Source organism: Streptomyces sp. NPDC046860 (assembly GCF_040645115.1).
GTDB lineage: Bacteria > Actinomycetota > Actinomycetes > Streptomycetales > Streptomycetaceae > Streptomyces.
On the sequence record NZ_JBEYXQ010000028.1, the window covers coordinates 15,918 to 35,963 of the forward strand.

Annotated in this window: 18 protein-coding genes; 14 read left to right on the top strand and 4 right to left on the bottom strand. The window is 72.4% G+C overall.

Annotated features, from left to right (window positions below):
* Positions 1–40: 40 nt before the first annotated feature.
* Both ABZ898_RS27900 and ABZ898_RS27905 read right to left on the bottom strand, forming a co-directional pair.
* Positions 41–1,423, bottom strand: coding sequence for an FAD-binding oxidoreductase (locus ABZ898_RS27900; RefSeq protein WP_361664600.1), 1,383 nt, complete (start codon positions 1,421–1,423; stop codon positions 41–43).
* Positions 1,424–1,476: 53 nt separating this feature from the next.
* Positions 1,477–3,279 carry a glycoside hydrolase family 15 protein gene (locus tag ABZ898_RS27905; protein WP_361664732.1) on the bottom strand — a complete coding sequence of 601 codons (1,803 nt, stop codon included), beginning with the start codon at positions 3,277–3,279 and terminating at the stop codon, positions 1,477–1,479.
* A gap of 540 nt (positions 3,280–3,819) precedes the next feature.
* Between ABZ898_RS27905 and ABZ898_RS27910 the strand changes: the two genes are divergently transcribed.
* The 10 genes from ABZ898_RS27910 (at position 3,820) to ABZ898_RS27955 (ending at position 15,719) form a co-directional block, all read left to right on the top strand.
* On the top strand, positions 3,820–5,487 hold the full coding sequence (locus ABZ898_RS27910; RefSeq protein ID WP_361664603.1) for a CTP synthase: 1,668 nt from the start codon (positions 3,820–3,822) through the stop codon (positions 5,485–5,487).
* Positions 5,488–5,571: 84 nt separating this feature from the next.
* Complete coding sequence (locus tag ABZ898_RS27915; protein ID WP_361664606.1) at positions 5,572–6,198, top strand: NUDIX hydrolase; 627 nt, start codon at positions 5,572–5,574, stop codon at positions 6,196–6,198.
* 175 nt (positions 6,199–6,373) lie between these two features.
* Entirely contained in the window at positions 6,374–8,440 is a 2,067-nt protein-coding gene (locus ABZ898_RS27920) for a tetratricopeptide repeat protein (RefSeq protein ID WP_361664609.1), read from the top strand.
* A 148-nt stretch (positions 8,441–8,588) separates the two neighbouring features.
* On the top strand, positions 8,589–9,704 hold the full coding sequence (gene ald, locus ABZ898_RS27925) for an alanine dehydrogenase (protein WP_361664735.1): 1,116 nt from the start codon (positions 8,589–8,591) through the stop codon (positions 9,702–9,704).
* Positions 9,705–10,075: 371 nt separating this feature from the next.
* Entirely contained in the window at positions 10,076–11,251 is a 1,176-nt protein-coding gene (locus ABZ898_RS27930; protein WP_361664612.1) for a ParA family protein, read from the top strand.
* Positions 11,236–11,781, top strand: coding sequence for a hypothetical protein (locus tag ABZ898_RS27935; RefSeq protein ID WP_361664614.1), 546 nt, complete (start codon positions 11,236–11,238; stop codon positions 11,779–11,781). Before ABZ898_RS27930 ends, ABZ898_RS27935 begins: the two co-directional genes overlap by 16 nt.
* Positions 11,782–11,820: 39 nt before the next feature.
* Complete coding sequence (locus ABZ898_RS27940; protein ID WP_361664617.1) at positions 11,821–12,864, top strand: segregation/condensation protein A; 1,044 nt, start codon at positions 11,821–11,823, stop codon at positions 12,862–12,864.
* A complete protein-coding gene (gene scpB, locus ABZ898_RS27945) occupies positions 12,861–13,496 on the top strand; it encodes an SMC-Scp complex subunit ScpB (RefSeq protein WP_361664620.1) in 636 nt (211 codons plus the stop codon). The genes ABZ898_RS27940 and scpB overlap by 4 nt, the downstream gene beginning before the upstream one ends.
* Positions 13,497–13,509: 13 nt before the next feature.
* Positions 13,510–14,583 (top strand): pseudouridine synthase, encoded by a 1,074-nt coding sequence (locus ABZ898_RS27950; protein WP_361664623.1) that lies wholly within the window; start codon positions 13,510–13,512, stop codon positions 14,581–14,583.
* A gap of 113 nt (positions 14,584–14,696) precedes the next feature.
* A complete protein-coding gene (locus tag ABZ898_RS27955) occupies positions 14,697–15,719 on the top strand; it encodes an ADP-ribosylglycohydrolase family protein (protein ID WP_361664626.1) in 1,023 nt (340 codons plus the stop codon).
* Here ABZ898_RS27955 and ABZ898_RS27960 read toward each other — a convergent pair.
* Together ABZ898_RS27960 and ABZ898_RS27965 are read right to left on the bottom strand one after the other, a co-directional pair.
* A complete protein-coding gene (locus tag ABZ898_RS27960) occupies positions 15,716–16,402 on the bottom strand; it encodes a nucleotidyltransferase domain-containing protein (RefSeq protein ID WP_361664629.1) in 687 nt (228 codons plus the stop codon). The two genes, ABZ898_RS27955 and ABZ898_RS27960, sit on opposite strands and share 4 nt — an antisense overlap.
* Positions 16,403–16,424: 22 nt before the next feature.
* Positions 16,425–16,862, bottom strand: coding sequence for a Rieske (2Fe-2S) protein (locus tag ABZ898_RS27965; protein ID WP_361664632.1), 438 nt, complete (start codon positions 16,860–16,862; stop codon positions 16,425–16,427).
* A gap of 239 nt (positions 16,863–17,101) precedes the next feature.
* Here ABZ898_RS27965 and aroH point away from each other — a divergent pair, with 239 nt between their 5' ends.
* The 4 genes from aroH to ABZ898_RS27985 all read left to right on the top strand — a co-directional run bounded on the left by aroH (position 17,102) and on the right by ABZ898_RS27985 (position 20,044).
* Positions 17,102–17,464 (top strand): chorismate mutase, encoded by a 363-nt coding sequence (aroH, locus tag ABZ898_RS27970; RefSeq protein WP_361664635.1) that lies wholly within the window; start codon positions 17,102–17,104, stop codon positions 17,462–17,464.
* The gene (locus ABZ898_RS27975) at positions 17,461–18,555 is read left to right on the top strand and encodes a prephenate dehydrogenase (protein WP_361664638.1); all 1,095 of its coding nucleotides are present in this window, start codon (positions 17,461–17,463) and stop codon (positions 18,553–18,555) included. The genes aroH and ABZ898_RS27975 overlap by 4 nt, the downstream gene beginning before the upstream one ends.
* A gap of 128 nt (positions 18,556–18,683) precedes the next feature.
* The gene (gene cmk, locus ABZ898_RS27980; RefSeq protein WP_361664641.1) at positions 18,684–19,379 is read left to right on the top strand and encodes a (d)CMP kinase; all 696 of its coding nucleotides are present in this window, start codon (positions 18,684–18,686) and stop codon (positions 19,377–19,379) included.
* A gap of 2 nt (positions 19,380–19,381) precedes the next feature.
* Positions 19,382–20,044 carry a lysophospholipid acyltransferase family protein gene (locus ABZ898_RS27985; protein ID WP_361664738.1) on the top strand — a complete coding sequence of 221 codons (663 nt, stop codon included), beginning with the start codon at positions 19,382–19,384 and terminating at the stop codon, positions 20,042–20,044.
* Positions 20,045–20,046 lie beyond the last annotated feature (2 nt).

A 20,046-nucleotide genomic window follows, 5' to 3' on the forward strand; every position in this document is an offset into this window, starting at 1 on the left:
CTACCCGTGTGACCTCGTACGGAACAGTCACGCCCCGTCGCTACAGCGGCCGGATGTTGTGGTTGAAGCGGAAGACGTTGTCCGGGTCCCAGGCCCGCTTCGCCTTCTCCAGCCGCAGCATGTTGCCGACGCCGAGGCCCGCGCCGACCCGCTCGGCGCCCTCGTCGCCGATGAAGTTCAGATACACGTCGCCCGTGCTCCACGGCTCCACCCCGGAGCGCACCTCACGCACCCAGGACACGGCGCGCTCGTCGTCGGCCGGGTCCTCCCAGACCGCGAACGGATGCGCCGACCAGGGGGCGTCCCGGTAGGGGACCGGGTAGTCGTGCGGCCCGGCGGCGAGGGCACCGCCCTGCGGGAACAGGATGTGCTGGGTGCCGGTCGGCACCGGCATCCGCTCCCCGAGGGAGCAGTACACGTCCACCAGATCGTCCGGCAGCCCGGTCAGGTACTCGGCCGACCAGTAGTTCCGCATCCCCGGCGGGTCGTCGATCATGCACTGCACCGCCGCGTACGGCAGCTCGGCGACCAGCTCACCGGGGGCCCGCAGCGCCAGCAGCGGAGCGATCAGCTCGCGCAGGTCCGCGACCCCGCCCGCGTACGTCACCAGCGCCCCGCACACCAGCCTGCCCACCATCTCCTGGGGCACGAACTCCTCGGGCGGGCCGGTGATGTACAGCAGGGCCCCGCTCAGCCGGTCGGGTCCGGCCCCGATCACCTCGCGGAAGGCGCGCACCACCTCGGGGCCGCCTTCCGGCGGGTGGAGCAGCAGGGCGACCGCGAACTCCGGCAGGTCGTGCAGGCGCAGGGTGAGGGTGGTGGCCACCCCGAAGTTGCCGCCGCCGCCGTGCAGCGCCCAGAACAGCTCGGGGTGCTCCTCGGGACTCGCCCGCACCTCCTCGGCGTCGGCCGTCACCAGCTCCACGCTCCGGAGGTTGTCCGCCGCGAGCCCGAAGGCGCGGTCCAGCCAGCCGGTGCCGCCGCCGAGGACGAACCCGCCGACGCCGGTGGTGGAGACCCGGCCCCCGGTGGTGGCCAGACCGTACGGCGCGCAGGCCAGGTCCAGGTGGCTCATCAGGGCTCCGCCCCCGACCCGCACCGAACGGGCCCCGGGGTCGACCTCCACCCCGTGCATCCGGCGCAGGTCCACCACCACCGCGCCGTCGCCGAGCGCGTTGCCCGCGACGCTGTGCCCGCCGCCGCGCACGGCGACGGGCAGATCCAGATCACGGGCGAAGCGGACCGTGCGGACCACGTCGGCGGTGTCCGCGCACTGCGCGATCACCGCCGGCCGCCGGTCGATCATGGCGTTGAAGACGGTGCGGGCGTCGTCGTAGCCCGCGTCGCCCGGCGCGAACACCTCGCCGGTCAGCGCCTCGCGCAACGCGGCGAGCGCCGCACCGGCCTTCGAGAGGGAAGCCATGGCCGCCCCCTTCCGCTTCGGGGCAGTGGTCCGCTTCCCAGCGTAGGCGCGGGTCAGCCGCCGTACGCCCCCGAGGCCGTCAGCCGCAGGGCGGTGTCGATCAGCGGGACGTGGCTGAACGCCTGCGGGAAGTTGCCGACCTGGCGCTTGAGGCGTGGGTCCCACTCCTCGGCGAGCAGACCGAGGTCGTTGCGCAGGTCGAGGAGCTTCTCGAACAGCTTGCGGGCCTCGTCCACGCGGCCGATCATCGCCAGGTCGTCCGCCATCCAGAACGAGCAGGCCAGGAAGGCGCCCTCGTCACCGGGCAGGCCGTCGACGCCCGCGTCCTCGCCGTCGGTCGGGTAGCGCAGGATGAAGCCGTCGGAGGTGGACAGCTCGCGCTGGATCGCCTCGATGGTGCCGATCACCCGCTTGTCGTCCGGCGGCAGGAAGCCCATCTGCGGGATCAGCAGCAGGGAGGCGTCCAGCTCCTTGGAGCCGTAGTACTGGGTGAAGGTGTTGCGCTCCGGGTCGTAGCCCTTCTCGCAGACCTCGCGGTGGATGTCGTCGCGCAGTTCCTTCCAGCGCTCCAGCGGGCCCTCCGCGTCCCCGGACTCGATCAGCTTGATCGTGCGGTCCACGGCCACCCAGGCCATCACCTTGGAGTGCACGAACTGCCGGCGCGGCCCGCGCACCTCCCAGATGCCCTCGTCCGGCTCCTGCCAGTGGTCCTCCAGGTAGCGGATCAGCTTGAGCTGGAGCACCGAGGCGTAGTCGTTGCGCGCGAGCCCCGTCATGTGGCCCAGGTGCAGGGCCTCGATGACCTCGCCGTACACGTCGAGCTGGAGCTGGTCGGCCGCGCCGTTGCCCACCCGGACCGGGCGGGAGTTCTCGTACCCCGGCAGCCAGTCCAGCTCGGCCTCGCCCAGCTCACGCTCACCGGCGATGCCGTACATGATCTGGAGGTTCTCCGGGTCGCCCGCCACCGCCCGCAGCAGCCACTCGCGCCAGGCGCGGGCCTCGTCGCGGTAGCCGGTGCGCAGCAGCGAGGACAGGGTGATCGCCGCGTCCCGCAGCCAGGTGTAGCGGTAGTCCCAGTTCCGCACGCCCCCGATGTCCTCCGGCAGGGAGGTGGTGGGGGCGGCGACGATGCCGCCGGTGGGGGCGTAGGTGAGCGCCTTCAGCGTGATCAGCGAACGGATCACGGCCTCGCGGTAGGGGCCGTGGTACGTGCACTGCTCGACCCAGTCGCGCCAGAACTCCTCCGTCGCCCGGAGCGCCTGCTCCGGCTCGGGCAGCGCCGGCGCCTCCTTGTGCGAGGGCTGCCAGGAGATGGTGAACGCCATCCGGTCACCGGCCGAGACGGTGAAGTCGGAGTACGTCGTCAGGTCCTTGCCGTAGGTGTCGGCCTCGGTGTCGAACCACACCGAGTCGGGACCGGCGACGGCGACCGTACGGTTGTCGTACTTGTGCACCCACGGCACCACACGGCCGTAGGAGAAGCGCATCCGCAGCTCCGAGCGCATCGGCACCTCGCCGGTGATGCCCTCCACGATCCGGATGAGCTGCGGGGCGCCGTCACGCGGAGGCATGAAATCCGTCACCCGTACGGTGCCGTGCGGGGTGTCCCACTCCGACTCCAGGATGAGCGAGTCGCCCCGGTAGCCGCGGCGCGCGGCCGCCGGCGGGGCGGAGTCCGCCGCGTACGCCGGGCCGAGCCGCCAGAAGCCGTGCTCCTCGGTGCCCAGCAGGCCGGCGAAGATGGCGTGCGAGTCGAAGCGGGGCAGGCACAGCCAGTCCACCGTGCCGTCCCGGCAGACCAGGGCGGCGGTCTGCATGTCTCCGATGAGTGCGTAATCTTCGATGCGCCCGGCCACGTGCAACTCCAGTCGAACGGCCACGTCACCCCCGCGCGAAGGGGGCTGTCGCTTGGTGCGGTCAAGGGGTGGTTGTCATACGTTGAGCGGTGAAGCAAAGCAGCCCGCCGAGCCCTGAGGCAAAACGGCGGTCCTTGCTCAACGAACTGCCGCGCTCTCGATGTTCCGGATGCTAAAGGCGGGGGTGTGCCGTCATCCCGGCCGGGCTCGGCAGCGAGTGTCCGAGCAGGATACGACGCACGTAGATGATCTGCGCGCCGCTCCGGGCAACCCGTGTGGGCCGAACGAGTGAGCGCGGGGTGAGAACTCCGTGACCGTCACCCACAGGCACCGGAACCGGTCACGCGAGTCCCGCCGGCCGTGTGCGGAGCGTGGCCGGACGCCGACTCCTCCAGGCGCTGATACCCTGGTAGCCCGTGGACCGGTGGGCCCCAAAACCCCCGAACCGCAGCGACGACGCCACCGCGAGGAACACCTGATCCTCCGGGCCGGCGACCGCACCGCATCACAGACAGCGACCACGGGAGCCCCCTCTTGGCCATGCCGCCGAAATCTACGACGACCAAGCACATCTTCGTCACCGGGGGTGTCGCCTCCTCGCTCGGCAAGGGCCTCACCGCCTCCAGCCTGGGCATGCTGCTCAAGGCTCGCGGCCTGCGCGTCGTGATGCAGAAGCTCGACCCGTACCTGAACGTCGACCCGGGCACGATGAACCCCTTCCAGCACGGTGAGGTGTTCGTCACCAACGACGGCGCCGAGACCGACCTGGACATCGGCCACTACGAGCGCTTCCTCGACCGCGACCTCGACGGCTCGGCCAACGTCACCACCGGCCAGGTCTACTCGACGGTCATCGCCAAGGAGCGCCGGGGTGAGTACCTGGGCGACACCGTGCAGGTCATCCCGCACATCACGAACGAGATCAAGCACCGCATCCGGCGCATGGCCACCGACGAGGTGGACGTCGTCATCACCGAGGTCGGCGGCACCGTCGGCGACATCGAGTCGCTGCCGTTCCTGGAGACCGTCCGCCAGGTCCGCCACGAGGTCGGCCGGGACAACGTCTTCGTCGTCCACATCTCGCTGCTGCCGTACATCGGCCCCTCCGGCGAGCTGAAGACCAAGCCGACCCAGCACTCCGTCGCCGCGCTGCGCAACATCGGTATCCAGCCCGACGCGATCGTGCTGCGCTGCGACCGCGAGGTCCCCACCGCCATCAAGCGCAAGATCTCGCTGATGTGCGACGTGGACGAGGACGCCGTCGTGGCCTGCCCCGACGCCCGCTCCATCTACGACATCCCGAAGGTCATCCACGGCGAGGGCCTGGACGCCTACGTCGTCCGCAAGCTCGACCTGCCCTTCCGGGACGTCGACTGGACGACCTGGGACGACCTGCTGGACCGCGTGCACAAGCCGGACCACGAGATCACCCTCGCCCTGGTCGGCAAGTACATCGACCTGCCCGACGCCTACCTGTCGGTCACCGAGGCGCTGCGCGCCGGCGGATTCGCCAACCGCGCCCGCGTCAAGATCAAGTGGGTCACCTCCGACGACTGCAAGACCCCGGCCGGTGCCGCGGCCGCCCTCGGCGACGTGGACGGCATCTGCATCCCCGGCGGCTTCGGCGACCGCGGTGTGCTCGGCAAGGTCGGCGCCATCCGCTACGCCCGCGAGAACAAGGTCCCGCTGCTCGGCCTGTGCCTGGGTCTGCAGTGCATCGTGGTCGAGGCCGCGCGGAACCTGGCGGACATCCCGGACGCCAACTCCACCGAGTTCGACCCGGCCACCGCCCACCCGGTCATCTCCACCATGGCGGAGCAGATGGACATCGTCGCCGGTGAGGGCGACATGGGCGGCACCATGCGCCTGGGCATGTACCCGGCCAAGCTGGCCGAGGGCTCCATCGTCCGCGAGGTCTACGACGGCAAGGAGTACGTCGAGGAGCGGCACCGCCACCGCTACGAGGTCAACAACTCCTACCGCGCCGAGCTGGAGAAGAAGGCGGGCATCCTCTTCTCGGGCACCTCGCCCGACGGCAAGCTCGTCGAGTACGTGGAGTACCCGCGCGAGGTCCACCCCTACCTCGTCGCCACCCAGGCGCACCCCGAGCTGCGCTCGCGGCCGACCCGGCCGCACCCGCTGTTCGCGGGCCTGGTGAAGGCTTCCGTCGAGCGCAAGACGGCGGGCAAGCCGAAGAACTCCAAGTAACACACCAGTTGTTACGGTGGCCGGGGTGCGAACCTTCAAAGGTTGGCACCCCGGTTTTCTTTTGCGCACGTGGAAGGACAGGGCATGACGATCAAGGACACCCCCGAGGAGTGGGAGGTCCGCGCGAGCGCGACCCCGTTCACGGGCAACAAGACCTCCGTCCGCACCGACGACGTGGTCATGCCCGACGGCTCGGTCGTCCGCCGCGACTACCAGGTCCACCCCGGCTCGGTCGCCGTCCTCGCCCTGGACGAGCGGGACCGGGTCCTGCTCATCAACCAGTACCGCCACCCCGTGCGCCACAAGCTGTGGGAGATCCCGGCCGGACTGCTCGACGTGCCCGGTGAGAACCCGCTGCACGCCGCCCAGCGCGAGCTGTACGAGGAGGCGCACGTCAAGGCCGAGGACTGGCGGGTGCTGACCGACGTCTACACCACCCCCGGCGGCTGCGACGAGGCCGTACGGATCTTCCTCGCCCGCGATCTCTCCGAGGCCGAGGGCGAGCGCTTCGTCACGGAGCACGAGGAGACCGACATGGAGTACGCGCGCGTGCCCGTGGACGAGCTGGTCCGCCTGGTGCTCGCCGGGGACGTGCACAACAACTGCCTGGTCGTGGGCGTCCTCTCGCTGGTCGCCGCCCGCGCCGGGGACGGTCTGGAGAGCCTCCGCCCGGCCGGCGCGCCGTGGCCCGCGCGCCCCTTCGCCTCCTGAGTCCGGCCCGGAATCCCCACCGCACCGCATTGGTGTGACCATCGCCTGATCCGATCGGGGGACGTGTCCGCCGCGCTCCACCGGGAACGTCGCAGAGCGTGAACTAGGCTCTGCAAACGCCCGTACCGGAAGAACCGGCGGGCTTTGCGCGTGCGGTGGGACGGGAGCGTGGCCCGTGACGGATCAGGCGGTGGACCAGGAAGAGGCGCGGCTGTCGGAGCCGCCGGCCCCAGGGGGTCAGTTCCTCGGGCGCACCAGGGAGTTGAAGGAACTCAGGGCCGACATCGAGCGGACCGGCCTGGACACCCTCGCCGGCCGCAAGGCCCCCAGAGCCCGCGTCCTCCTCATCGCCGGACGCCCCGGTTCCGGCCGGACCGCGGTCGCCGAGGAACTCGTCCGCCAGGTTGCTCAGCGTTACCCCGACGGCGTGCTCCGGGCCCGCCTCAGCGACCCCGACGGCACCCCCGTTCCCGTGGAGCGCACCGCCCGGGAACTGCTCGCCGCCCTCGGCGGCCGGGCCCCCGCCGGGGCCGGCGAGGACGAGCTGACCGAGGCCCTGCGCACCGCCCTCGCCCCCCGGCGCGCCCTGCTCCTGCTGGACGACGCCGCCGGGGCCGAGCAGGTCGACGCCCTCCTCCCGGACGCGCCCGACTGCCTGGTGGTCGCCGTCTCCCGCGGCCCCCTCACCGGCATCTCCGACGTCCGCCCCTGCACGCTCGGCGGGATGGACACCAAGTCCGCGGTGGAACTGCTCACCCGGTACACCGGCTCGGTCCGCGTCACCGTCGACCCGCGCTCCGCCGAGAACCTCGCCGAGATCTGCGAGGGGCAGCCCGCCGCCCTCACCCTGGCCGGCGGCTGGCTCGCCGCCCGCCCCCAGACGGCCGTCTCCGACCTCGCCAAGCGGCTGCACACCGACCCCGACGACGGCCCCGTCCTCGCCCGCGTCCTCCGGCTCGTCCACGACCAGCTCCCCGCCTCCACCGCGCGGACCCTGCGTCTGCTCACCGAGGCCCCGGCCGGAACGGTCGACGCGCACACCGCCTCCGCGCTCGCCGGCTGCTCGCTCAAGACGGCCCAGACCGCGCTGCGGGAACTGGCCGCCCTCGGCCTGCTCCGCCCGGTCGCCGCCCCGCTGCCCGCGTACGACATCCCCGGCTGCCTGCACCCCCTGCTGCGCGCCCTCGCCGAGACCAAGGACCGCCCCGCCGAACTCCAGCTGGCCCGCGCCCGGCTGCTGGAACGCGACGTGCGGCTGCTCCAGTCCTGCCGTGCCAGCGCCGAGACCGACAGCCCCCAGGCCCAGGAGAAGCTCCAGGCGCTGCCCCCGGCACTGCGCTTCCCCAGCTCCCGCGCGGCCGCCGAATGGCTCGCGGCCCGGCGCCCCGCGCTGCTGGCCGCCGCCCGGCTCGCGGTGGCCGACGGGGAGCTGGACACCCTCGCCCGCCGTCTGATGTCCCAGCTGGTGCGGGCCATGGTCGCGCACCTCGGCACCGAGGCCGCGGCCCCCGACCTGTACGGCATCCACGGACTGGTCCTCGATGTCGCCGAGCGCCGGGGGCTGGCCCGCGAGAAGGCCGCCGCCCTGCTGAACCTCGGGGACGTGGACGCCCAGACCGGCCGCACCCGGGACGCGCTGGCACGCTACCGGGCCGCGCTGGACGCCGGGCGCGAGGCGAACGACCCCTACGCCACCGCCCGGGCGATGGAATCCGTCGGCGGCGCCCACCAGGAGCTGGGCGACCACGACCGGGCCGCCGACTGGTTCGGGCGCGCGCTGTCCCAGCGGCTGGCCCGCGGCGAGCGCGCCGAGGCCGCCCGGCTCTACGGCCGCATCGCCACCGCCCACACCTACGCCGGCCGGTACGGCGAGGCGCTGCGCAACTGGCGGGCCGCCCTCGCCGGGTACCGCAAGGAGGGCGACGTCGCCGCCCACGCGCGCGCCCTGAGCGAGCTGGCCCGCGTCCAGGAGTACGCCGGGCGGCCCGAGGAATGCCTGCGCACCTGCCAGGAGGCGGTGGAGTGGGCGCGGCGCGCGGAGGACGCCCGGCTGCAGGCCGCGCTGCAGCTGCGGCTGGCCGACACCCTGGACCGGCTCGGCGACCCCACGTCCGCCCGCCTGCACCGCGCGGCGGCGGAGCGCATGCTGGAAGAGGAGGCCAACACCGGCGCCAGGGAAGGCAAGTCGGTGGTTCCGGACGAGGAAGCCTGCGAAATCCGCAGTGCATCCGATGAAGATTGATGCAATGGAAGGCTAGACACGCGGAACACCTTCATTAGACTGGCTCTGCCGCACGTTCTCCTGCGGTGTCTCCCGGTGTGCCCCGGCATGCTCGGGTATGTCTTTCAGCGCACCCCCCATACCCCCTGAGCCAAGGACCGTGATCGACGTGAAGGTCGGCATCCCCCGCGAGGTCAAGAACAACGAGTTCCGGGTGGCCATCACCCCCGCCGGCGTGCACGAGCTGGTGCGCGCCGGCCACCAGGTCGTCATCGAGCGGGGTGCCGGTCTCGGCTCCTCGATCACGGACGAGGAGTACGTCGCCGCGGGCGCCGGCATCCTCGACACCGCCGACGAGGTGTGGGCCAGCGCCGACCTGCTGCTCAAGGTCAAGGAGCCGGTCGCGGAGGAGTACCACCGCCTGCGCAAGGACCAGATCCTCTTCACCTACCTGCACCTGGCCGCCTCCCGCGAGTGCACCGACGCCCTGCTGGAGTCCGGCACCACGGCCATCGCCTACGAGACCGTCGAGCTGGCGAACCGCGCGCTGCCGCTGCTCGCCCCGATGTCCGAGGTCGCGGGCCGGCTCGCCCCGCAGGTCGGCGCCTACCACCTGATGCGCCCGGCCGGCGGCCGCGGCGTGCTCCCCGGCGGCGTGCCCGGCGTGACCCCGGCCAAGGCCGTCGTCATCGGCGGCGGTGTCTCCGGCTGGAACGCCACCCAGATCGCCGTCGGCATGGGCTTCGAGGTCACGCTGCTGGACCGTGACATCAACAAGCTGCGCGAGGCCGACCGGATCTTCGGCAGCAAGGTCAAGGCGATCATGTCCAACGCCTTCGAGCTGGAGAAGGCCGTCCTGGACGCCGACCTCGTCATCGGCGCGGTCCTCATCCCGGGCGCCAAGGCCCCGAAGCTGGTCACCAACGAGCTGGTGTCGCGGATGAAGCCCGGAAGTGTCCTTGTCGACATCGCCATCGACCAGGGCGGCTGCTTCGAGGACTCCCGTCCCACCACGCACGCCGAGCCCACCTTCCAGGTGCACAACTCGGTCTTCTACTGCGTCGCCAACATGCCCGGCGCGGTGCCCAACACCTCCACCAACGCGCTCACCAACGCGACGATGCCGTACATCGTCTCGCTGGCGAACAACGGCTGGGTCGAGGCGCTGCGCCGCGACGCCGCCCTCGCCCGGGGTCTCAACACCCATGACGGCAAGGTGGTCTACAAGGAGGTCGCCGAGGCGCACGGCCTGGAGCACGTGGCGATCGAGACGCTGATCGGCTGACCCTTCCCGCGCCGCGACCCCCAAGTCGCCAGCGTGGAAAAGGCGATTCGTCAACACGGATCGTCAACACCGCGAACCCGGCCGGACCTTGCCCGACAAGGTCCGGCCGGATGTGTGTATGGTCACTTTGCGATGCTAAGCCAACTCGCCTCGAACGTAACGCTTGGACCGATTCGCACACCGGTGAAACCTGCTGTGCGACGGCTGTACGCCCTTGACAGCGGGATGTTTCATTGTCGACACATCGAGCCGGGTCCGGCGGATTGTGTTGCTGCGGACCGCCGACACGCCATAGAGTCGCCAACCGTCGGCATGGTGCCACGCTGACCTTGTCTAGAAGTTTCCTGGTCACCAAGGAGGTAAGACGACTTGTGAATGAGTCGACATTTTCTCCCGGAGGTGGTCGACCAGGATTGCGCGGAGAGGGCCAGGGTCCCGAGGGACTCCAGGCCGTCGGCTCCGTCGCGGTGCGCACCTTCGCAGCCCACCAGAGTCCGGTTCCGCAGACGGCCCGGAGAGCACACCAGAGCATGGATGGCCAACACGTGAACGCCATGGCCGGCGACGGAAGTGGCGCGCCCCGCAACCACTTCGCCGACTACGACGAACTGCCCGAGGGGCATTTCTACGATCCCGACGCCGAGTACGAGCCCGATCCGGAGTACGCGGCCACGCTCGCGCCCGACGCGGCACGCCAGCGTCGTGAGCGCGTCGGCCCCACCGGCCGTCCGCTGCCGTACTTCCCCATCCCGGGCCCGCTGACCGACCACGGCCCCGCGAAGATCATCGCCATGTGCAACCAGAAGGGCGGCGTCGGCAAGACCACGTCGACCATCAACCTGGGCGCGGCGCTCGCGGAGTACGGGCGGCGCGTGCTGCTCGTGGACTTCGACCCGCAGGGCGCGCTGTCGGTGGGCCTCGGCGTCAACCCGATGGAGCTGGACCTCACCGTCTACAACCTGCTCATGGAGCGGGGCATGTCGGCCGACGAGGTCCTGCTGAAGACGGCGGTCCCCAACATGGACCTGCTGCCCTCCAACATCGACCTGTCCGCGGCCGAGGTCCAGCTGGTCTCCGAGGTCGCGCGCGAGTCCACGCTCCAGCGCGCCCTGAAGCCGCTGATGGACGACTACGACTACATCGTGATCGACTGTCAGCCCTCGCTCGGCCTGCTCACCGTCAACGCGCTCACCGCCGCGCACAAGGTCATCGTCCCGCTGGAGTGCGAGTTCTTCGCGCTGCGCGGTGTGGCCCTGCTGACCGAGACCATCGAGAAGGTCCAGGAGCGGCTCAACCCCGAGCTGGAGCTCGACGGCATCCTGGCCACCATGTACGACTCGCGCACGGTCCACAGCCGCGAGGTGCTGGCCCGGGTGGTCGAGGCGTTCGACGACCACGTCTACCACACGGTCATCGGGCGCACCGTCCGCTTCCCGGAGACCACGGTCGCCGGTGAGCCCATCACCACCTACGCCTCCAACTCCGTCGGCGCCGCCGCCTACCGTCAGCTCGCCAGGGAGGTGCTCGCCCGGTGTCACGCCGAGTGAGTCTGCCCGGAGCCGACGAACTGTTCCGTACGACAGGAGGGATGGCGCTCCAGCCGTCCTCGCCCCGGCGCGGACCCGGCGGTGAGGCGCGGGTGCCCGCGCCGGCGGGGGAGAGCGACCCGGCCGCGGCGCAGGACGCGCCGCAGTCGGTGCCCGCGCAGGGCGGCGACGGCGAGGGTCCCGAGCACACCGCTGCGGCCGGACCGGAACCGGACGGGGCCGGCGAGTCCCGTATCCGGCCCGCACGCAGGCAGGCCGAGCCCGACGGCTCCGGGGAACAGCCCCGCAAGCGCGGCCGCGCGGCCGCCCGGCGGCCCAGCGGACGCGAGCGGCACGACGAGAAGATCACGGTCTACGTCTCGGCCGAGGAACTGATGGACCTCGAACACGCCCGCCTGGTCCTGCGCGGCGAGCACGGCCTCGCCGTGGACCGCGGCCGGATCGTCCGCGAGGCGGTCGCCGTGGTCCTCGCCGACCTGGAGTCGCGCGGAGAGGCCAGCATCCTGGTGCGGCGGCTGCGGGGGCGCTAGCCGCTCTCCGGGCCGGTCGAGCGATAACCTGCGACCCCCATGAACCCGCACCGCACCACCACCCGTGGCCCCAGACGCCCACTGGGCCGGGGCCCGGACCCCGCGCCTCTGGCCCCGGACCCCGCACCTCTGGCGCCGGACTCCGCAGCCCTGGCCCCGGACCCCGCGCCCCTGGCCCCGGACGCCACCGGGCCGCCCGAGGCCACCGGGCCGCCGGAGGTCGCGGAGCCGCCCGAGGCCGGTGGGTCGTCGGAGCCGGCCGTGGCCGACGGGGTGTTCACGGTCCGGCTGGACAACTTCGAGGGACCCTTCGACCTGCTGCTCCAGCTCATCGCCCGGCACCGGCTCGACGTCACCGAGATCGCCCTGTCCCGGGTGACCGACGAGTTCATGGCGCACATCCGGGCCATGGGGCCCGACTGGGACCTGGACCGGACCACCGAGTTCCTGGTCGTCGCCGCCACCCTGCTCGATCTGAAGGCCGCCCGGCTGCTGCCCGCCGCCCAGATCGAGGACGAGGCCGACCTCGCCCTGCTGGAGGCCCGGGACCTGCTCTTCGCCCGGCTGCTCCAGTACCGGGCCTACAAGCGGATCTCCGACATCTTCGCCGGGCGGCTGGACGACGAGGCCCACCGGTGGCCCCGTACCGTCGGTCTCGAACCGGAGCACGCCGAGCTGCTGCCCGAGGTCGTCATCGGCATCGGGCCCGAGGGGTTCGCCCGGCTCGCGGTCAAGGCGATGCAGCCCAGGCTCCGGCCCCAGGTGTACGTCGACCACATCCACGCCCCGCTGGTCAGTGTCAGGGAGCAGGCCGGGATCGTCGTCGCCCGCCTGCGGGAGGCCGGTGAGACCGACTTCCGGGCGCTGGTGGCCGACACCGACGACACCCTCACCGTCGTCGCGCGCTTCCTCGCCCTGCTGGAGCTCTACCGCGACAAGGCCGTCGCCCTGGAGCAGGAGACCGCGCTCGGCGCCCTGCTCGTGCGCTGGACCGGCGGGGAGACGGACGAGCCCCCGACGGTCACCGACGAGTTCGACCGGCCCGCGCAGACGGCCGAGAAGGCCGGGAGGCAGAAGACGTGAACCACGAGACCGCCGACGACCGCGTCGCCGCCCTCGACCTCAAGCCCGCGCTGGAGGCCGTCCTGATGGTCGTGGACGAGCCCGCGACCGAGGACCACCTCGCGCGGGTCCTGGGGCGGCCCAGGGGCCGCGTCGCCGAGGCGCTGCGCGAGCTGGCCGAGGACTACACCGCCCAGGGCCGCGGCTTCGAGCTGCGTTTCGTCGCGGGCGGCTGGCGTTTCTACACCCGCGCCGCCTACGCGCCGGCCGTCGAACGCCTCGCGCTGGAGGGCCAGACGGCCCGCCTCACGCAGGCGGCCCTGGAGACTCTCGCGGTCGTCGCCTACCGCCAGCCGGTCAGCCGCAGCAGGGTCTCGGCGGTGCGCGGGGTCAACTGTGACGGCGTGATGCGGACCCTGCTCCAGCGCGGTCTGGTCGCCGAGGCGGGCACGGAACCCGAAACAGGTGCGATCCTGTACGTGACGACGAACTATTTCCTGGAGCGGATGGGCCTGCGCGGCTTGGACGAGCTTCCGGAACTCGCGCCCTTCCTCCCCGAGGCGGAGGCGATCGAGGCCGAGACCCAGGAGGGAGTCCCGTCGTTCGACCCGGACGCGCCCGACGCGCCCGGCGGTCAGGACGCAGACGACTAAGACGGAAACCTTGATGCGAAGCAGCGGCAGCGGCAGCGGCAGGAACAGCGGACGCGGTAACCCCCGCGGCCAGGGCGGCAACCGGGACGAGCGCAAGGGGCAGGGCCGCCCCAGCAAGCCCCGCCCGGAGGAGCGCCGCTACGACGTGGGCCCCGGCGCCACGAAGGACGGCCCGAAGTCGGGCCGTGGCGGCGCGGCGCGCGGCGGAGCCAAGGGCGGACCCAGGCAGTCCCAGCAGGCGGGGCGCGGCCGTACGGCGCCCGGCAGCTCGCGTGAGTACGAGACGCGGACCGAGGAGCGCAACAGGGAGCGGTACGAGGGCAAGAAGGACGTCAGGCTGCCCAAGACCTTCCCCGGCGCCGAGCAGGAGGGCGAGCGGCTGCAGAAGATCCTCGCCCGCGCGGGCTACGGCTCGCGGCGTGCCTGCGAGGAGCTGATCGAGCAGGCCCGCGTCGAGATCAACGGCGAGATCGTGCTGGAGCAGGGCCGCCGGGTGGACCCGGAGAAGGACGAGGTCAAGGTCGACGGCCTGACCGTCGCGACCCAGTCGTACCAGTTCTTCTCGCTGAACAAGCCCGCCGGTGTCGTCTCCACGATGGAGGACCCCGACGGACGCCAGTGCCTCGGGGACTACGTCACCAACCGCGAGACCCGGCTGTTCCACGTGGGCCGGCTCGACACGGAGACCGAGGGCGTCATCCTGCTCACCAACCACGGAGAGCTGGCGCACCGCCTCACGCACCCGAAGTACGGCGTGAAGAAGACCTACCTCGCGCACATCGTCGGACCGATCCCGCGCGACCTCGGCAAGCGTCTGAAGGACGGCATCCAGCTCGAGGACGGGTACGCCCGCGCGGACCACTTCCGGGTGGTCGAGCAGACCGGCAAGAACTACCTGGTCGAGGTGACCCTGCACGAGGGCCGCAAGCACATCGTGCGCCGCATGCTGGCGGAGGCGGGCTTCCCCGTCGACAAGCTGGTGCGTGTCTCCTTCGGCCCGATCACCCTGGGCGACCAGAAGTCGGGCTGGCTGCGCCGCCTGTCCAACACCGAGGTCGGCATGCTGATGAAGGAAGTCGACCTCTAGGAGTCTTGCCGCCGTTGCCGGTCCGGCTTTATGGTCAACCTGACGATTAGTCGGGTGGCCGTGCGGCCGGACCAACGGGGGCCGGGGCGGGGTGCGCCCGGAAGGGCGTACCCATGACCACCGCACCCGCGGGAAAGCGCACGGCCACCGGTTCCCTGCTCGGCCTCGCCCTCGGCGACGCTCTCGGGTTCCCGACCGAGTTCGACGACGTGCCGTCCATCCTCGCCAAGTGCGGACCCTGGCGGGAGATGGAGCTGCCGGGCCGCGCCCTCGTCTCCGACGACACGCAGATGACCCTCGCGCTGGCGCGGGCGCTGCGCACCGCGACCGGCCGGGGTGATCTCTCGCCCGCACGGCTGGAGCCGCCGCTGCGCGCGGAGTTCACGGACTGGTACGCGTCACCGGAGAACAACCGCGCCCCCGGCCGCACCTGCCTCACCGCCTGTGAGCTGCTGACGGACGAGGGGCGGTCCTGGCGGGACGCGAGCCAGGTGGGCTCCAAGGGCTGCGGCGCCAACATGCGGGTCGCCCCGCTGGGCCTCGCGCCCGGCCTCAGCGCAGAACAGCGTTCCGGCGCCGCCCAGCTGCAGTCCGCCCTCACCCACGGCCACCCCACCGCGCTGGCCGCCTCCGACCTCACCGCGCACGCGGTGTGGCTCCTGGCCCGGGGCGCCGACCCCACCGGCCTGGTCGGCCGGCTGCGCTCGTACGCGCTCGACCACCGCACCCACTACGACCACGCCTGGCTCGGCGACCTGTGGACCCGCGCCCAGGACCCCAGCCCGGAGCACTTCATCGCCCGCGGCTGGGACGAATGCCTGGCCGTCCTCGACCGCCTCCGGGAAGCGGTCCGCCGGCCCTCGCCCGAGACCGACCCGTGCCTCGCCACCGGTGAGGGCTGGATCGCCGAAGAGGCCCTGGCCACCGGCCTGCTCTGCTTCCTGCTCTTCCCCGGCGACCCCGTCCTGGCGTTGCGCCGGGCCGCCTGCACCTCCGGCGACTCCGACTCCATCGCCTGTCTGACCGGTGCCTTCGCGGGCGCCTGGCTGGGCGCGGACGCCTGGCCCGCCGTCTGGACGGACCGCGTCGAGCACCGCGACGAACTCCTCGAGCTCGGCGCGCTCTGGGACGCCTAGGCGTCCAGCGCCGAGGCCAGGCGGGTGCGGTACACGAAGTCGGCCACCCGCGCTCGGTCCGGCTCCGCCGGGAGCGGGGTGCGCCGCAGGGCCGCGTCGGTCTCCTCCGTCAGCCGGGCCATCCGCGCCTCGACCTCCGGCCAGGGCACCTCGCCCCGCTTCACCGCGAGGAGCGGCTCGCGGTCGTCGCCCACGTCGAGGCGCAGCTCACCGGTGCGGAGCAGATCGCGGGCGGTGGCCAGCAGGCGCAGCAGGTGCATCGCGTGCTTCCAGCGCGGGGCGCCGGTGGTGCGGACATCGGCGTCCAGCCTGCGGCGCTGGCCCAGCGCGTAACCGGTGAAGGTGGCGTGCACCTGGCGGGAGAGGAACGCCCCGCGCAGGGAGAGCAGCTCGCGGCCGGTGTCGTCCGCGTGCTCCACCAGCGGGGAGTGCAGGCACTCCAGGATGTTGGGGTTGGCCCGCAGCGCCAGCTCGCAGAAGCGCTCCAGCTCCCAGGAGAACCGCTCCTCGCCCGGCCCCTCGACATGCGCCGGCGGCTTCTCGAAGCGCCAGAACAGCGGAGTCGGGGCCAGGAACACGCCCCGCCGGTCGGTGTCGCTGGTGTCCGTGGCCAGCCCGAAGGCGCGGGAGCCCATGACACAGGCGTAGACGGTGTGGTCACGGACCAGGTCGGCGGGGCGCATGCGGGGGAGCGTACGCGGGCGCTCAGCTCAGGTGGATCGAATTTCCGTGCACTTGGATCTCCTTGGCGGGCAGCGGCTCGGTGGCCGGGCCGTGCGCGACAGAGCCGTCGGAGATACGGAACCTGCTGCCGTGGCAGGGGCAGTCGACGGTGCCGTCCGCGACCTTGTTCAGGGTGCAGCCCTGGTGGGTGCAGATCGCGGAGAAGGCCTTGTACTCGCCCTTGGCCGGCTGGGTCACCACCACCTTCGCCGCAGGGAAGATCTTGCCGCCGCCCTCCGGGATCTCGGCGACGCTCCCCAGCGCCCGCCCGTCGCCGGAGGAGGACGCGCTCTCCTCGCTGGGGGAGGCACTGGTGGTGGACGGGTCGCTCTTGCCGTCGTCGCCGCATCCCACACAGCAGACGGCGAGCGTGGCGGCTCCCGTGGCGAGAAGCGTGCGCCGCGTCGCGGGCTGGGTCATGTCGTCACTCCGAGAGATACGAGAAGGGGAGAATGGGGCGAAAAGCCCAGGGCTTCCGGGCATCTTGGCACCGAACACGGCCGGGGCGAAGGAGGCGGAGGCGGGTCGGACCCCGCCTCGGCCGAACGGGCGCCCGTCTCACGGCACGGGCGGCGCGCGCCCGGTCCGCCCGGCCTGACTAGGCTGGACGCGACCAGACGCCGACGAGAACGGCACCGGAGCCAGCGAGGAGCAGAGCAGTGGCGGTACGAGCGGTCCGGGGGGCCGTCCAGCTGGAGCGGGACGAGGCCGGACACATGGAGGAGCAGGTCGGCGCGCTGCTGACCGCCGTCCTGGAGCGGAACGGCCTCACCGCCGACGATCTGATCAGCATCTGGTTCACCGCCACCCCCGACCTGCACAGCGACTTCCCGGCCGCCGCCGCGCGCAAGACCGGCATCGTCGACGTACCCCTGATCTGCGCCCAGGAGCTGGACATCGCCGGCGCCATGCCCAGGGTCGTCCGGCTGCTCGCGCACATCGAGTCCGACCGGCCCCGCGAAGCCGTCAACCACGTCTACCTCGGCGCCGCCGCCGCCCTGCGCAAGGACATCGCCCAGTGAGAACCGCAACTGTCATCGGCACCGGGCTGATCGGGACCTCGGCCGCGCTCGCCCTCACCCGGCGGGGCGTCACCGTCCACCTGGCCGACCACGACCCCGCGCAGGCCCGTACCGCCGCGGCCCTCGGCGCCGGCACCGACGAGCCGCCGAAGGGCCGGGTCGACCTCGCCCTGGTCGCCGCCCCGCCCGCGCACGTCGCCGGCGTCCTCGCCGACGCCATGCGCCGCGACCTCGCGCACGGCTACCTCGACGTGGCCAGCGTCAAGGGCGGCCCGCGCCGCGAGCTGGAGGCGCTCGGCCTGGACGAGGCCGTCCTCGCCCGCTACCTCGGCACCCACCCCATGTCCGGCCGCGAGAAGTCCGGCCCGCTGGCCGCCACCGCCGACCTCTTCGAGGGCCGCCCCTGGGTGCTCACCCCGACCCGCGACACCGACACCGAGGTGCTGAACCTCGCCCTCGAACTGGTCTCGCACTGCCGTGCCGTCCCGGTCGTCATGGACGCCGACGCCCACGACCGCGCCGTGGCCCTCGTCTCCCACATGCCGCACCTGGTCTCCAGCATGGTCGCCGCCCGGCTGGAGAACGCCGAGGAGTCGGCCGTGCGGCTGTGCGGGCAGGGCATCCGGGACGTGACCCGGATCGCCGCCTCCGACCCCCGGATGTGGATCGACATCCTCTCCGCCAACCCCGGACCCGTGGCCGACCTCCTCACCGACGTCTCCGCCGACCTCGACGAGACCGTGCGGGCCCTGCGCGCCCTGCAGTCCGCCGACGAGGACAAGCGGCGCACCGGCGGCGCCGGCATCGAGGACGTGCTGCGCCGGGGCAACGCCGGCCAGGTCCGGGTCCCCGGCAAGCACGGCTCCGCGCCGCGCGCCTACGAGACCGTCGCCGTGCTCATCGACGACCAGCCCGGCCAGCTCGCCCGCATCTTCGCCGACGCCGGACGGGCCGGGGTCAACATCGAGGACGTACGGATCGAGCACGCCACCGGGCAGCAGGCCGGTCTCGTCCAGCTCATGGTCGAGCCGGGGGCGGTGCCCGTCCTTTCCGAGGCGCTGCGCGAGCGCGGCTGGGCGCTGCGGCAGTAGCGCCGGTCCCCGCCGGTCCGGCCACCCCGGTGCGTCCGTACGAGTGACCCACACCCAGTAACCTTGTGCGGGGCGCCCTCGCGCCCCGCCACCCCGACCGACACCCTTCACCAGGAAGGTGCCCTCCCGTGGAAAACGGCGCCGCCCCGACCGCCAAGCCCGTGATCGTAGCGATCGACGGCCCCTCCGGCACGGGCAAGTCGAGCACGTCGAAGGCCGTGGCCGCGCAGCTCGGCCTCAGCTACCTGGACACCGGCGCCCAGTACCGGGCCATCACCTGGTGGATGGTGACCAACGGCATCGACCTCGCGGACCCCACCGCGATCGCCGCCGTCGCGGGCAAGGCGGAGATCGTCTCCGGCACCGACCCGCTGGCCCCCACCATCACGGTGGACGGCTTCGACGTGGCCGGGCCGATCCGCACCCAGGACGTCACCTCCAAGGTCAGCGCGGTCAGCGCGGTGGCCGAGGTGCGCACCCGGATCACCGAGCTGCAGCGCTCCATCGCCGAGGCCGCCGAGCTCGGCATCGTCGTCGAGGGCCGGGACATCGGTACGACCGTGCTGCCCGACGCCGACCTCAAGATCTTCCTCACCGCCTCCCCGGAGGCCCGCGCGGCCCGCCGCAGCGGCGAGGTGAAGGGCTCCGACGTCGCCGCCACCCGCGAGGCGCTGATCCGGCGCGACGCGGCCGACTCCAGCCGCAAGACCTCCCCGCTCGCCAAGGCCGGCGACGCGGTCGAGGTCGACACCACCGAGCTGACCCTCGCCCAGGTCATCGAGTGCGTCGTCACCCTGGTCGAGGAGAAGCGGGCCGGGAAGTGAGCCTGCCCGCACCCCCTTCCGAGCGGGGCGCCGAGATCGGGCGGCGCATCGGCGTCGGCCTGATGTACGGCCTGTGGAAGCCGCGCGTGCTGGGCTCATGGCGGGTTCCCGCCGGCGGCCCGGTGATCCTCGCCGTGAACCACTCGCACAACATCGACGGCCCCATGGTCATGGGCGTGGCGCCCCGGCCGACGCACTTCCTGATCAAGCAGGAGGCGTTCGTGGGGCCGCTCGACCCCTTCCTGACCGGCATCGGCCAGCTCAAGGTCGACCGCTCCACCGCCGACCGCACCGCCATCGGCCGGGCGCTCGGTGTGCTGGAGCAGGGCGGGGTGCTGGGCATCTTCCCGGAGGGCACCCGCGGAGAGGGCGACTTCGCCTCGCTGCGTGCCGGGCTCGCCTACTTCGCCGTGCGCGGCGGGGCGCCGATCGTGCCCGTGGCCGTGCTCGGCAGCGCCGACCGGCCCGGCCGCCTGGTCAAGGCGCTGCCCCCGCTGCGCTCGCGCGTCGACGTGGTCTTCGGAGACCCGTTCGATGCGGGCGACGGCTCCGGGCGGCGCACCCGCAAGGCGCTGGACGAGGCGACCGAGCGCATACAGAAGCGGCTCACCGCACACCTGGAAAACGCCAGGCGCCTGACCGGGCGCTGGGCGACACTTGAGTAGTG